The sequence below is a fragment of the Microvirga sp. HS2 genome, from assembly GCF_055792805.1.
The window spans coordinates 278,285-292,432 of the sequence record NZ_JBVVAJ010000002.1 but is presented as its reverse complement, the minus strand read 5'-3'; the positions used below and the strand labels follow the sequence as shown (position 1 = coordinate 292,432).

The 14,148-nt window shown below is 62.8% G+C and carries 8 protein-coding genes; 6 read left to right on the top strand and 2 right to left on the bottom strand.

Annotated elements, in window-relative coordinates; genetic code table 11:
* Position 1: 1 nt before the first annotated feature.
* Entirely contained in the window at positions 2-1,237 is a 1,236-nt protein-coding gene (locus ACS5Q0_RS03775; RefSeq protein ID WP_473125260.1) for a DUF763 domain-containing protein, read from the top strand.
* Between the two features lie 140 nt (positions 1,238-1,377).
* Positions 1,378-1,647: a hypothetical protein gene (locus ACS5Q0_RS03770; protein WP_473125259.1), complete on the top strand. Its 270-nt coding sequence runs from the start codon at positions 1,378-1,380 to the stop codon at positions 1,645-1,647.
* A 230-nt stretch (positions 1,648-1,877) separates the two neighbouring features.
* Here ACS5Q0_RS03770 and ACS5Q0_RS03765 read toward each other — a convergent pair whose 3' ends face one another.
* Together ACS5Q0_RS03765 and ACS5Q0_RS03760 are read right to left on the bottom strand one after the other, a co-directional pair.
* A complete protein-coding gene (locus ACS5Q0_RS03765; protein WP_473125258.1) occupies positions 1,878-3,038 on the bottom strand; it encodes a cystathionine gamma-synthase in 1,161 nt (386 codons plus the stop codon).
* Entirely contained in the window at positions 3,038-4,411 is a 1,374-nt protein-coding gene (locus tag ACS5Q0_RS03760; RefSeq protein ID WP_473125257.1) for a pyridoxal-phosphate dependent enzyme, read from the bottom strand. Before ACS5Q0_RS03760 ends, ACS5Q0_RS03765 begins: the two co-directional genes overlap by 1 nt.
* 200 nt (positions 4,412-4,611) lie before the next feature.
* Here ACS5Q0_RS03760 and ACS5Q0_RS03755 point away from each other — a divergent pair, with 200 nt between their 5' ends.
* The 4 genes from ACS5Q0_RS03755 to ACS5Q0_RS03740 all read left to right on the top strand — a co-directional run bounded on the left by ACS5Q0_RS03755 (position 4,612) and on the right by ACS5Q0_RS03740 (position 14,132).
* Positions 4,612-5,541, top strand: a complete 930-nt coding sequence (locus ACS5Q0_RS03755) for a LysR family transcriptional regulator (RefSeq protein ID WP_473125256.1) — start codon at positions 4,612-4,614, stop codon at positions 5,539-5,541.
* 235 nt (positions 5,542-5,776) lie between these two features.
* Positions 5,777-11,347, top strand: a complete 5,571-nt coding sequence (locus ACS5Q0_RS03750; protein WP_473125255.1) for a HAMP domain-containing protein — start codon at positions 5,777-5,779, stop codon at positions 11,345-11,347.
* The gene (locus ACS5Q0_RS03745) at positions 11,344-13,443 is read left to right on the top strand and encodes a response regulator (protein ID WP_473125254.1); all 2,100 of its coding nucleotides are present in this window, start codon (positions 11,344-11,346) and stop codon (positions 13,441-13,443) included. The genes ACS5Q0_RS03750 and ACS5Q0_RS03745 overlap by 4 nt, the downstream gene beginning before the upstream one ends.
* A gap of 104 nt (positions 13,444-13,547) precedes the next feature.
* Positions 13,548-14,132: a 3'-5' exonuclease gene (locus tag ACS5Q0_RS03740; protein WP_473125253.1), complete on the top strand. Its 585-nt coding sequence runs from the start codon at positions 13,548-13,550 to the stop codon at positions 14,130-14,132.
* Positions 14,133-14,148 lie beyond the last annotated feature (16 nt).

The following is a 14,148-nucleotide window of genomic DNA, read 5'->3' as shown; positions in this document are numbered from 1 at the left end:
CATGGCGAGAAAAGCAGGAAGTGCGGACCTGCCGCTGCACAGCGGGCATGTGCCCAAATGGCTGGCGGACCGCATGACGCGCCTCGGCGCCGTCATGAGCGAGGCCATCGTCCATCATTACGGCCGCGACGAATTGCTGCGTCGTCTGGCGCATCCTTTCTGGTTCCAGTCCTTCGGAGCCGTTATGGGGATGGACTGGCACTCGTCCGGCATCACCACCAGCGTGATCGGGGCCCTGAAGCGCGGCCTCACGCCGCTGTCGCAGGAACTCGGCATCCATGTCTGCGGCGGGCGGGGGCGCCATTCGCGACAGACGCCGCAGGAGCTGGTTTCCATCGGTGAGCGCGTGGGCTTCGACGGCTCGGTTCTGGCGAAGGCGAGCCGCCTGGTCGCCAAGGTCGACAGCGCCGCGATCCAGGATGGGTTCGATCTCTATCTCCACGGCTTCATCGTCACGGACGACGGAAAATGGGCCGTGGTTCAGCAGGGCATGAACGACGCGCGCCGGCAGGCCCGCCGCTATCACTGGCTGTCGGAGGATCTCAAGAGCTTCGTCGACGAGCCACATTCGGGCATCGACGGGATCGGGCAGGGGGAGATCGTCAATTTGACGGACCGGCGGGCCGAGGCCTCACGCCGAGCCCAGATCGACGTCCTAGGCACAATTGGGCCCGATGGCGTCGCGCGGCGGTTCCTGGCGCTGAGCGAGAGGGAGGTGGAGCCCGCGCCACAGCCTCTGCTGCCTCATCTCATCATGCCCGAGCATCACGACGTTCGGCCGAAGGATGTGGTGCTGCGCCGTCTGCACGGCAGTCTGGCGGCGGCTGCGGATCGCGGGCCTGAGGATTTTCCCGACCTTCTGCTGACCCCCGGCGTGGGTCCTCGCACGGTCGAAGCACTGGCCATGGTGGCCGAGGTGGTTCACGGCGCGCCGTGCCGGTTCAGTGATCCGGCGCGGTTTTCCTTCGCCCATGGCGGAAAGGACCGGCATCCCTTCCCGGTGCCGGTTCGCGTGTATGACGAAACCATCCGGGTTCTGAAATCCGCCGTTCAGAAGGCAAAGCTCGGACAGCAGGAAGAGCTTTTTGCCCTGAAGCGGCTCGATGACCAGGCGCGTTCCCTGGAGCGTGTTGCCGGCGGTCCCGGTTTCGACGAGCTGCTGAAGGGGGAACGGGCGAAGTCGCACAGCTATGGCGGCCGTTCCGTCTTCGGAGATGAGCCGCCTCCGGCTTCATGACGCCCGCCGGTTCCGGATGAGGTGAGACGCCGCACGTGGCCTGCGTGCCATGTGCTTGCGGGGAAACCCTATTTCGCTCATGCTTCGAGGGCAGCCAGGATTCATAAACAGAGAACCGGCTGCGCAAGGGGCATCACGATATGGACAGCCAGACAACAGTTCTCGGTATTCTGAAGAAAGCCCGCGCCCTCGTCGACGCAGGAGAATACACCGGCATTATCGAGGCGATCAGCGCGCTCAAGGGTGAGGCCAGCGGGCCGAAACGCGACTTGGCCTATTATGAAGTCCTGGAAACCGCGAGTGCAGGTCGTGGAGAGGTCGGAATGTCAGCCCTGTCCGCGGCAAGCAGGGATGCCACCATGGCCCTGCTCGATGCGACCATCAGACGAATGACCGCGAAACTGCATTAAGCGCATCGCGCGGAGCCCGGTTTTGCGTGGGTACGGCCATGACGGTGCGCAATCGTCATTCCCGGCCACTCTCCGTCATGCCCGCACTTGTTGCGGGCACCCACGTCTTTCACCTGCTCTGCATTTCCAAGACGTGGATGGCCGGGACCAGCCCGGCCACGACAGGAAGGAGCGGGGTCTGCGGACGGAGCGTCGGGCGCTTACCGCGCCTTCCTCGAATGAAACTCCGCTTACGCAAGAGCCGAGCGCAGGTCCTGGATCAGGTCGTCCGCGTCCTCGATGCCGACCGACAGGCGAACCAAGCCGTCATCGATTCCGAGCTCCGCGCGCACTTCCGGAGGCACGGAGGCGTGGGTCATGATCGCCGGGTGTTCGATCAGGCTCTCCACGCCGCCCAGGCTCTCGGCCAGCGTGAAGAGCTGGCAGCGCTCCAGGAAGCGCGTCGCGCCATCGAGGCCGCCTTTGATGCGGGCCGTGATGATGCCGCCGAAGCCGCGCATCTGGCGCTTCGCCAGCTCATGCTGCGGGTGGGACGCGAGGCCCGGATAAATCACGCCGTCCACCTGGGGATGCGCCTCCAGGAACTCGGCGATCTTCAAGGCTGATGTGCAGTGCCTTTCCATGCGCAGCGACAGGGTCTTCAGGCCGCGAAGGGCGAGGAAGCTGTCGAACGGACCGGAGATCGAGCCGACGGCATTCTGAAGGAACGCGATCTTTTCGCGGACCTCCTGGTTCTGGCCGACCACCACGACGCCACCGACCATGTCGGAATGCCCGTTGAGATACTTGGTCGTGGAGTGGACGACGATGTCGAAGCCGAATTCCAGCGGACGCTGCACCCAGGGGCTCGCGAAGGTGTTGTCGGCGACCAGAAGGGTGCCGTGTCCGCGCGTCGCCTGCGCGATGGCTTCGAGATCCGCGAGCTTCAGGAGAGGGTTCGTCGGTGTTTCGACCCAGACGAGGCGGGTGTTGGGCCGCAAGGCCGCTTTCACCGCATCCGTGTCGCCGAGATCGACGTAGGTGATGTCGAGGCCTGCCGATTGCTTGCGCACCTTCTCGAAAAGCCGGCGCGTTCCGCCGTAGAGATCGTCCGATGCGACGATGTGAGAGCCGCTCTCCAGCATGTCGAGCACCGTGGCGCTCGCAGCCAGGCCCGACGAGAAGGCGAAGGCGGCGGAGCCGCCCTCAAGGTCTGCGATGCAGCGCTCGAAGGCCATCCGGGTGGGGTTCTGCGAGCGCGCGTACTCGAAGCCCTTGTGGACGCCGGGGCTCTCCTGCGCAAAGGTCGAGGTCGCATAGATCGGCATCATCACCGCGCCCGTCGTCGGATCGGGTGACTGGCCCGCATGGATGCAACGGGTGGCGAAGGCGAGGTGGTTGCGAGTGGTCATCAGGCTTGAATCCGGAAGAAGTTGATGAGGTCGATGCGGGTGGCGAGGCCGACGAAATTGTCGCCGTCCATGATGACCGGCACGAGGCCGGCAGCAAAGAGCGGCAGGAGATCCTTCACAGGCGCCTGGGCGGAGACCGTCTGGAGGCGCGTGACCATGATCTCCCGCACCGGCTTGTTGAAGACGCCTTGCGGATCGTGTTCATTCGCCACCAGAGCGTCGAGAATGTCGCTTTCGTCGACGAGGCCGACGACGCGCCCGTCCTCGATCACAGGCAGTTGCGAGATGTCGGAGGAGCGCATGCGCGCGAAGGCGGAGCGAAGCGTCTCATGGGGAGAGACGAAGATCGTCGCGCCCTCGCCGAAGGGGTTGATGACCACGTCGCGTGCGGTGCCGGTGGGCTTGCGGTCGAGCCAGCCCTCCTGCGCCATGAAGGCATCGTTGAAGACCTTCGACAGGTACTTGGCGCCCGTGTCGCAGACGAGCGTGACCACGCGTTTCGCCTCGCTCTGCGCGCGGCAATAGCGCAACGCGGCGGCGAGCAAGGTGCCGGAGGATGAGCCGGCGAGGATTCCCTCCTTGCGGAGCAGTTCGCGGGCCGCCGAGAAGCTCTCCTTGTCGCTGATGGAATAAGCCTTCTTCACCAGGGAGAGATCGCAGTTCGGCGGTACGAAATCCTCGCCGATACCTTCGACGGCCCAGGAACCGGCCTCCGTCATCTCTCCCGTCTCGACGAGCGGCGCGAGGATCGAGCCGGCCGGATCGGCCAGAACCATCGCCGTCTTGGGAGAGGCCTTCTTGAGATAGCGCCCGATGCCGGTCAGCGTGCCGCCGGAGCCGACACCGACCACGACCGCGTCCACATCCCCGTTCATCCCTTCGAGGATCTCAGGGCCGGTGCTGGCTTCGTGCGCGGCCGGGTTCGCGGGGTTTTCGAACTGATTGATGTAAACGGCGCCGGGGGTCTTGCGGGTGATCTCAAGGGCGAGATCCTGATAGTAGTCGGGGTGTCCCTTGCCGACATCAGAGCGCGTGATGACGACCTCCGCGCCGAGGGCCTTCGCATGCAGCACCTTCTCGCGGGACATCTTGTCCGGAACAACCAGGAGCGTGTGGTAGCCCTTGCTGGCGCCCACCAGGGCGAGACCTACGCCGGTATTGCCCGCCGTCGCCTCGACGATGGTGCCGCCGGCCTTCAGGCTGCCGGCTCTTTCCGCAGCCTCGATCATGGCACGGGCGGGACGGTCCTTGATGGAGCCGCTCGGATTGGCGCTCTCGAGCTTCAGGAACAGACTGCAGAGACCCATATCGAGGCTTGTCACCTCCATGAGAGGGGTCCGACCGATCAGGTCGAGGGCTCCGCGAGCAGCCATTTAACATATTCCTTATGTATAATAAGTTTTCTATTCTATATAGATGTGAAATTCATTCCTGCCTATAGCCACGGAAAACTTGTAGGCCGGAACATGCATTTTCAATCCGACACTCCGCTCCCGGCTTGCCATCGCTTCATCCCGTGCATTGATAATCCAGGTCGAACAGGTCAAAACCTCACTGTTCAGGAGTGAGCTCTATGCTCGACCGCATCACCGGAATGCAGATTTTCATGCGGGCAGCGACCCTCGGCAGCCTGTCCGCGGCCGCTCGCTCGCTTGGCATCTCACAGACCATGGCGACGAAACATGTCGGCGCCATCGAGGAGCGTCTGGGCGTCAAGCTTCTGCACCGAACAACCCGGCGGCTGACCCTCACCGAAGCCGGCCGACGCTATCTCGAGAGCGTGGAGCGCATTCTCGCGGAGGTCGAGGAGGCCGATGCCGCAGCCTCGGCGGAGCGCGTCGAGGTGCGGGGTGTGCTGAGGGTGAATGCTCCCCTGTCCTTCGGGATCCGGGAGGTCGCGCCCCTCATGGCCGAATTCGCGCGTCTCCACCCCGCCGTGACGGTCGATCTTGGCTTGAACGATCGTTTCGTCGATCTGATCGAGGAGGGCTGGGATATGGCGATACGGATCGGACGGATGCGGGATTCGACCATGATCGCCCGTAAGATCGCGCCGTGCCGCCTCGTGGTTTGCGCCTCTCCGGCCTATCTTGCCGAGAGAGGAACCCCCATGAAAGTCGCGGATCTCGGGCAGCACAATTGTCTGGGCTACACTCTTTCGCAGGGCGTCGGACCGGACGAATGGGCTTTCGGCGCCGACGGCAAGATAAAGGTGCCGGTCAGGGGCAATCTTCGCATCAGCAACGGCGATGCGCTGGTGGCCGCCGCCGTGGCAGGGCAGGGGCTCGTCTATCAGCCGACCTTCATCACGAGCCATGATCTGCGCGAGGGGCGGCTGATCGCGCTGACCCTCGATCATCCGCCTCTCGATCTGCCAGGCATCTTTGCCGTCTATCCGGCCGACCGTCATCCTCCCGCCAAGGTGCGCGCGTTCGTGGACTTCCTCGCGCGGCGGTTCGGATCCAATCCCCCTTGGGACGCCGGGCTCGGATTGCAGGCTTGAGCGACCACAAGTCGAGGTCTTCCGGTCTTGAAATTCAGAGTTGCCGATAAGGCGTTAGCCGATGTTCGAACGTGTTCCGAAAAGGCGGAAAACACTCCTCCTCCTTGGAACTTTTTTTCAGGTCCTACGTTGTTGATGGTCGGCGTCCGTCCAGAGCGGTGAGAACACCCGTCGGTATGTCCGTACAGCAAGGGGATCCGGGCCAGTTGCCCGGAACGGTGTTACGGGGGGCTAAATGCCACAAGTCGAATCTGCCACATCGCAGCTTGATCCCAGGCTGCTGCTCAAAGTCCTGCGCGCTTTCCGGAAAGGCGACTTCTCAGCTCGCCTCCCATCCGACTTGATCGGGATCGACGGAGAGATCGCTGAGGCTTTCAACGATATTGCGGATCTCAACCAGGGGCTTGCCAAGGAGCTCGACCGCGTTGCGAAGGTGGTCGGCAAGGAGGGCCGCATCAGCGAGCGCGGCCAGCTGGACGGGGCGACAGGCTGCTGGAGCGAGTGCGTCAATTCCGTGAACGCCATGATCGGCGACATCGTGCAGCCGACCGTCGAGGTCGCTCGCGTGATCGGCGCCGTGGCCAAGGGCGACCTCAGCCAGACGATCGAGCTGGAAACGGAGGGGCGCCCCCTGCGCGGCGAGTTCCTGCGGATCGGCAAAGTGGTCAACACGATGGTGGGCCAGCTCGGCAGCTTCGCCTCCGAAGTGACGCGCGTGGCGCGCGAGGTGGGCTCTGAGGGCAAGCTCGGCGGCCAAGCCAAGGTGAAGGGCGTGGCGGGGACCTGGAAGGACCTCACCGACAACGTGAACCTCATGGCCGCCAATCTAACGGGCCAGGTGCGTAACATCGCGGAAGTCACCACCGCGGTCGCCATGGGCGACCTGTCCAAGAAGATCACCGTGGAGGTGAGGGGCGAAATCCTCGAGCTGAAGGACACCATCAACACGATGGTGGACCAGCTCAACTCGTTTGCCGGCGAGGTGACGCGCGTGGCGCGCGAGGTGGGCACCGAGGGCAAACTCGGCGGACAGGCGCAGGTGCGCGGCGTCGGCGGCGTCTGGAAGGACCTGACGGACAACGTGAACATGATGGCGGCGAACCTGACCGGTCAGGTGCGTAACATCGCCGAGGTGACGACCGCGGTCGCGAGAGGCGACCTGTCCAAGAAGATCACCGTAGATGTCAAAGGCGAGATTCTGGCGCTGAAATCGACCATCAACACGATGGTGGACCAGCTCAACTCGTTTGCCTCGGAAGTGACGCGCGTGGCGCGCGAGGTGGGCACCGAGGGCAAACTCGGCGGGCAGGCGCAGGTGGAGGGCGTCGGCGGCGTCTGGCGCGATCTCACCGAGAACGTGAACATGATGGCGGCCAATCTGACCGGCCAGGTGCGCAATATCGCCGAGGTGACGACGGCCGTCGCGAACGGCGACCTCTCGAAGAAGATCACCGTGGAGGTGAGGGGCGAGATCCTGGAGTTGAAGAACACCATCAACACGATGGTGGACCAGCTCAACTCGTTTGCCTCGGAAGTGACGCGCGTGGCGCGCGAGGTGGGCTCAGAAGGAAAGCTCGGCGGCCAGGCGCAGGTGCGCGGCGTGGCGGGCACCTGGAAGGACCTGACCGAGAACGTGAACCTCATGGCCGCCAATCTGACCGGTCAGGTACGTAACATCGCCGAGGTCACCACTGCCGTCGCAAACGGCGACCTGTCCAAGAAGATCACGGTTGAGGTCCGCGGCGAAATTCTCGAACTGAAGAATACCATCAACACCATGGTGGACCAGCTCAACTCGTTTGCCGGCGAGGTGACGCGCGTGGCGCGCGAGGTGGGCTCCGAAGGCAAGCTCGGCGGCCAGGCCCGTGTGGAAGGCGTGGCGGGGACCTGGAAGGACCTCACCGACAACGTGAACCTCATGGCTGCGAACCTGACGGGCCAGGTGCGTAACATCGCGGAAGTCACCACCGCGGTCGCCATGGGTGACCTGTCCAAGAAGATCACCGTAGAGGTGAGGGGCGAGATCCTGGAGTTGAAGAACACCATCAACACGATGGTGGACCAGCTCAACTCGTTTGCCGGCGAGGTGACGCGCGTGGCGCGCGAGGTGGGCACCGAGGGCAAGCTCGGTGGGCAAGCGCAGGTGCGCGGCGTCGGCGGCGTCTGGCGCGATCTCACCGAGAACGTGAACATGATGGCGGCCAATCTGACCGGCCAGGTGCGCAATATCGCCGAGGTGACGACGGCCGTCGCGAACGGCGACCTCTCGAAGAAGATCACGGTCGATGTCCGTGGTGAGATCCTCGAGCTGAAATCGACTATCAACACGATGGTGGACCAGCTCAATTCCTTTGCCTCGGAGGTGACGCGCGTGGCGCGCGAGGTGGGCATCGAGGGCAAGCTCGGCGGGCAGGCGCAGGTGCGCGGCGTGGCGGGCACCTGGAAGGACCTGACCGACAACGTGAACATGATGGCGAACAACCTCACCAGCCAGGTGCGCGGTATCGCCAGCGTCGTGACGGCGGTTGCGGAAGGCGACCTCAAGCGCAAGCTCGCGGTGGATGCAAAGGGCGAAATCGCCGCTCTCGCGGATACGATCAACGAGATGATCGACACGCTGGCGACCTTCGCCGATCAGGTGACGAACGTGGCCCGCGAGGTGGGCGTCGAAGGCAAGCTCGGCGGCCAGGCAAGGGTGCCGGGTGCTGCCGGCCTGTGGCGTGACCTGACCGACAACGTGAACCAGCTGGCCGCGAACCTCACAACGCAGGTGCGCGCCATCGCGGACGTGGCCACTGCCGTGACGAAGGGCGACCTGACCCGGTCGATCTCGGTGGAGGCTTCCGGCGAGCTGGCGTCCCTCAAGGACAACGTCAACGAGATGATCCGCAACCTGCGGGACACGACGCTCAAGAATGCGGAGCAGGACTGGCTCAAGACCAACCTCGCCAAGTTCACCCGCATGCTTCAAGGCGAGCGCGATCTCACGACCGTGTCCAACATGATCCTTTCGGAAATCGCTCCGCTGGTGAATGCCCAGCACGGCGTGTTTTACACCGTCAACTCCGAAGACAACGAGCCGATCCTCGAACTCGTCGCCTCCTATGCCTTCACGCAGCGCAAGCATCTCAACAACCGCTTCCGCCTGAAGGAAGGCCTCGTCGGCCAGGTGGCTTACGAGAAGAAGCGCATTCTCATTGGAAATGCCCCGAGCGACTATATTACCATCAGCTCCGCTCTCGGTGAGGCTCCGCCGCTCAACATCATCGTTCTTCCGGTTCTGTTCGAGCAGGAGGTCAAGGCCGTCATCGAGCTTGCCTCCTTCAGCCGCTTCTCGGAAACGCATCAGTCGTTCCTCGATCAGCTGACCGAGTCGATCGGCATCGTCCTCAATACCATCGCCGCGAACATGCGGACGGAGGGGCTGCTCAAGCAGTCGCAGCTTCTGACCATCGAGCTGCAGAGCCAGCAGGAGGAGTTGAAGAACACCAACGATCGTCTGGAGCAGCAGGCTGCGACCCTTCGGCAGTCGGAGGAGCTCCTGCGCCAGCAGCAGGAGGCCCTTCAGCAGTCCAACGAGGAGCTTGAGGACAAGGCGCGGCTGCTCGAACTCCAGAAGCAGGAGGTCGAGGATAAGAATCGGGAAGTCTCCATGGCCAAGACCGCCCTGGAGGAGAAGGCCGAGCAGCTGTCGCTGACCTCACGCTACAAGTCCCAGTTCCTGGCCAATATGAGCCACGAACTGAGAACCCCGCTCAACTCGCTTCTGATCCTCTCGAAGCTCCTGACCGAAAATCCGGAAGGCAATCTCAGCGACAAGCAGAGGGAATTCGCCAAGACAATTCACGCGGCGGGCTCCGATCTGCTCTCTCTCATCAACGACATTCTCGACCTCTCGAAGATCGAGTCGGGAACCGTGAGCCTTGAAGTGACGAAAGTGGGCTTCAGGGACCTCGCCAACCACATGGAACGCACCTTCCGGCAGATCGCCGAGGAGCGGAAGCTCGATTTCCATATCGATATCGATGAGAAACTTCCCGCTACGATCCGCACGGATTCGAAGAGGCTGCAGCAGGTCTTGCGCAATCTTCTTTCCAATGCCTTCAAGTTCACTGAGAAGGGCGGGGTAAGGCTCAAGATCGGCTCCGCCGAAGGATCGCCTCTGCGGGCCGGCAGTCAGTGGATCTCGGTTGCCGTCACGGATACCGGCATCGGTATCCCGGAGGACAAGCAGCGCATCATCTTCGAGGCATTCCAGCAAGCGGACGGCACGACGAGCCGCAAATATGGCGGGACAGGACTCGGCCTGTCGATCAGCCGCGAGATCGCCCGTCTGCTGGGCGGCGAGATCGTCGTTGCGAGCGCACCGGGACAGGGCTCGACCTTCACTCTGTTCCTCCCCCTCGAGCCGCCTGCCAATCACAGCGTTCCAAGCCAGTCATCGGGCGCGCGGACCAATGGCAACGGAACCGCTGCCGGAGCATCCGACGACGTCCCATCGGCCATCCTGCGTCAGCCCTCCGCCCCCATGGCGCTCTCGGCATCGCTCGACGACAGGCATGCGATCATATCAGGAGATCGTGTCGTCCTGATCATCGAGGACGACGCGATGTTCGCATCGGTCCTTCTCGAACTCGCGCGCGAGCAGGGTTTCAAGGGGCTGATCGCCATGGACGGTGCCGCGGCTCTTGCCTTGGCGCATCGTTACAAGCCACATGCAATCACCTTGGACATCGGTCTGCCCGATATGGATGGTTGGGCATTGCTCGATCTCCTCAAGCACGACCCGCGGACCCGCCATGTGCCCATTCATGTCATCTCGGTGGATGATCAGAAGAAGCGGGGTCTGAAAGCCGGCGCCTTCGGCTTCCTTGAAAAGCCCGTCGATCGCGAATCCCTGATGACGGCCCTCAACCGCACGAAGGACTTCATCGATAGGCCCGTGAAGAAGCTGATCCTCGTCGAGGACGACGCCAACCAGCGCATGAGCATCTCCGAGTTGATGAAGGGAGAGGAGGTGGACATCACGGCTGTGGCCACCGCTGAGGAAGCGCTGGAAACCATCCAGGCGCGACAATTCGATTGCGCGGTGGTCGACCTCGGATTGCCGGACCTTCCGGGCGCGGAACTCATCGAGCGCATCCGCAGGACGAAGGGAGGCGAGGAGCTTCCGATCGTTATCTATACCGGGCAGGACCTGAGCAGGGCCGAGGAGCGGCGCCTCGAACAGATCGCCGCGACGGTGATCCTGAAAGGCGAGGGATCCTCGGAGCGGCTCCTCAATGACACCGCCCTGTTCCTGCATCGCTCCATCAGCGCGATCCCGGAGGAGAACCAGATCCTCGTCGAGCCAAAGAGCGAAGCGACGCTCGAAGGGCGAAAGGTGCTGATCATCGATGACGATATGCGCAACATCTTCTCGTTGACGAGCGCCCTCGAGCAGTATGGCCTTACGGTCATCTTCGCGGAAAACGGCCTCGAGGGAATCGAGAAGCTGAAAGAAACTCCGGATGTGGACATCGCTCTTGTCGACATCATGATGCCGGAGATGGACGGCTACGAGACGATGCAGGAAATCCGGAAGGATCCGCGTTACCGCGACATTCCGCTCATCGCCGTCACGGCAAAGGCCATGAAGGGTGACAGAGAGAAGTGTCTGGAAGCTGGCGCGACGGACTATGTCTCGAAACCTGTGGACATCGATCAACTTCTCGCCGTCTTGCGCGTTCAACTCAGTCGAAGCACTTATGTACCTGAGGGTAAGACGCACCCGAACGGTGCAGCAGAGACTGGCTCGGTGACATGATGGAACGTTATGGACAGGGCGATCCCGGAACTGACCTGAAGCGTCAGCTTTCCGGGCACGCCATGTCCCATCCTGTGCCGGCGAAGATTCTGGTGGTCGACGACGACCTCCGGAATCTCGTCGCTGTCGAGGAGATCCTTCGCGGGCCCGGGATCGAGATCATCAAGGCCGATTGTGGCGAAGCTGCTCTACGGCATGTTCTCAAGCACGACTTCGCGGCGATTCTGCTCGACGTGCAGATGCCTCGCCTCGACGGTTACGAAGTTGCGGATCTCATCCGCAACCGGCCACGCTCTTCGCGCGTGCCGATCCTGTTCCTGACGGCGTTCAACAAGGACGATATGCATGTCTTCCGCGGCTATTCGGCCGGCGCGGTCGATTATGTGTTCAAGCCGATCGAGCCGCTGATCCTGAAGTCGAAGGTCGACGTCTTCGTCGATCTCTATCGGAAAACCGAGGAAATCCGCCGGCAGGGAGAGGAGGAAAAGCGCCTTCTCATGGAGAACCTGCGCGTCCGCAGCGAGAAGCTCAAGACCGAGCAGGCTCTGCGGCGCCGCGAGGAGCACCAGTCCATCGTTCTGGAATCTCTTCCCATCGCCCTCTACACGGCGTCTGTTCAGGAAGACCACCGGCAGCTGCATTTTACGAACGAGAGCATCGAGCGCATCACCGGGTTCTCACCGAATGACTTTCTGGGGAAGCCGGACTTCTGGTCGTCCCGCCTTCATCCTGATGACAGGGATCGGGTTCTGTCCCAGCTCCAGGAGCTGACGGCTCAAGGCGCCGTCACTCTGGAGTATCGCTGGACCTGTGCGGATGGGAGCGAGCGGTTTTTCCTCGACCAGACCATGCTCATGCACGATGACGACGGGCGGCCACGTGAATTCTTCGGCATGTGGTTCGACATCACCGAGCGCAAGCAGATGGAGCAAAACCTGCTCCATGCCAGCAAGCTGGAAGCCGTGGGACGTCTGACTGGCGGTATTGCTCACGACTTCAACAACATGCTGAGCGTCGTGATCGGCAATCTCGACCTGCTGCAGAGATCGATCAAAGGCAATGCCAAGGCCGAGACCCGGGTGCGGATGGCCATGGAGGGGGCGCAGCGCTGTGCCGATCTCACGCATCGGCTTCTTGCCTTCTCCCGCCGACAGCCCTTGCAGGTGTCGGTCATCGATGTCGGCGCTCTCATGCCCGGCCTGCTGGAGTTGATGCGCCGCACCCTGGGAGAACGCATCAATGTCAGCCTTCAGCTTGAGGAGTGCATCTACCCGATCGAGGTCGACCGTGCGCAACTCGAAGCGGCCTTGGTCAACCTCGCGGTCAACGCCCGCGACGCCATGCCAGAGGGCGGCAATCTCTCGATTTCCGTCGGCACTCAGATGCTGGAGGAGGGCAAGGTCGATCGTCCCGGTGAGTTCGTCGTGATTTCGGTCCAGGACACCGGCATCGGCATGCCCCCGGAAATTCTGCAGCGTGTCTTCGAGCCGTTCTTCACAACCAAGGAGAGTGGCAAGGGAACGGGGCTCGGCCTCAGCATGGTCTATGGTTTCGTCCAGCAATCGGGTGGTCATGTGGAAATCGACAGCGCACCCAGCGAAGGCACCACGATCCGCATCTTCCTGCCGCGCGCCCATGGAAAAGTGGAGAGCTTGAACGACAGGCCGACGACCGACGCGGCTCCATTCGGAGCCGGACAGACGGTTCTCGTCGTCGAGGACAATCCCGCTGTCCGACACGTTGCGATTTCGACATTGAACTCTCTCGGTTTCGACGTGATCGAGGCCGAGACGGGTGACGAGGCTGCGGCCTTGCTGAGGGAGAACGACCGAGTGCGCTTGGTTCTGTCCGATGTCCGCATGCCTGGCGGGTTGAGCGGGATCGACCTCGCACGCATGATCAGGAGCGAAAAACCGACCGTTCAGGTTCTCCTGACGACCGGCTACGTCGACAGCGACGACACGATCGAGGATGTCGAAGTCCTCTACAAGCCTTATCGTGCGACGGATCTCGCAGAGAAGATCCAGTCCCTCCTGGACAAGCCGCAGCCTCTTGCAAAGAACATCATCCCGATGCGGGCCGCGGCGTCCGTGTGAGCCGGAGGCGGTTGGATTCGCCCATGGGTGCTGGTCGGTTCAGCGCTTGAGCTCTGTTCTGAGGATATGGGGCTCGTGAGCGGATTACACCTGGAGCGCATCCGATGAGCACGCAACCGGATATCGTCTTTCTCGATTTCGAGGCATCCTCGCTCGGTAAGGAGAGTTATCCGATCGAAGTGGGCTGGGTCTTCGCCTCCGGAGGGGAGGAGGGCCACCTCATCAAGCCCGCGCCGTCATGGACCGACTGGTCCGCGGAATCGGAGGCGACCCACCATCTCACGCGGGAGCGGCTCATGGCGCAGGGGACGCCGCACGATGTCGTCGCCACGCGCATGCTGGAAGTGCTCTCGGGTCACGCTCTCTTTGCGACAGCTCCCTCGTGGGATGGCCAGTGGCTCAGCAGGCTGCTGCGGGGGGCCGGGCTGCCGCGGCATGCCTTGCGCTTGCAGGACACCGATGTCGCGCATCTCGACGCCATCACGCAGATCCTGCGGAAGGCCGGAATGCCGGAGAACGCGCTGGGCGACCATGCGGGGGAGATTCTCGCCGAAGCCCGTCGCAGGGACGAGGGGCAAGGCAGTCCCGATCACCGTGCGCTTGCGGATGCGAAGCGCGAGCTGCGCCTATGGCGCGAGGTGCAGAGCCGGGCGGAAGGCTACGTAAAGAGCCTCGAGCTCAAGGCCTGAGGCTTCTCTGCCGGGG

What these genes read in the sequence shown, in the direction of transcription:
- ACS5Q0_RS03770 (WP_473125259.1), top strand. Translation starts at nt 1,378, where the DNA reads ATGGACAGCCAGACAACAGTTCTCGGTATTCTGAAGAAAGCCCGCGCC.
- ACS5Q0_RS03755 (WP_473125256.1), top strand. Translation starts at nt 4,612, where the DNA reads ATGCTCGACCGCATCACCGGAATGCAGATTTTCATGCGGGCAGCGACC.
- ACS5Q0_RS03740 (WP_473125253.1), top strand. Translation starts at nt 13,548, where the DNA reads ATGAGCACGCAACCGGATATCGTCTTTCTCGATTTCGAGGCATCCTCG.
- ACS5Q0_RS03750 (WP_473125255.1), top strand. Translation starts at nt 5,777, where the DNA reads ATGCCACAAGTCGAATCTGCCACATCGCAGCTTGATCCCAGGCTGCTG.
- ACS5Q0_RS03760 (WP_473125257.1), bottom strand. Translation starts at nt 4,411, where the DNA reads ATGGCTGCTCGCGGAGCCCTCGACCTGATCGGTCGGACCCCTCTCATG.
- ACS5Q0_RS03765 (WP_473125258.1), bottom strand. Translation starts at nt 3,038, where the DNA reads ATGACCACTCGCAACCACCTCGCCTTCGCCACCCGTTGCATCCATGCG.
- ACS5Q0_RS03775 (WP_473125260.1), top strand. Translation starts at nt 2, where the DNA reads ATGGCGAGAAAAGCAGGAAGTGCGGACCTGCCGCTGCACAGCGGGCAT.
- ACS5Q0_RS03745 (WP_473125254.1), top strand. Translation starts at nt 11,344, where the DNA reads ATGATGGAACGTTATGGACAGGGCGATCCCGGAACTGACCTGAAGCGT.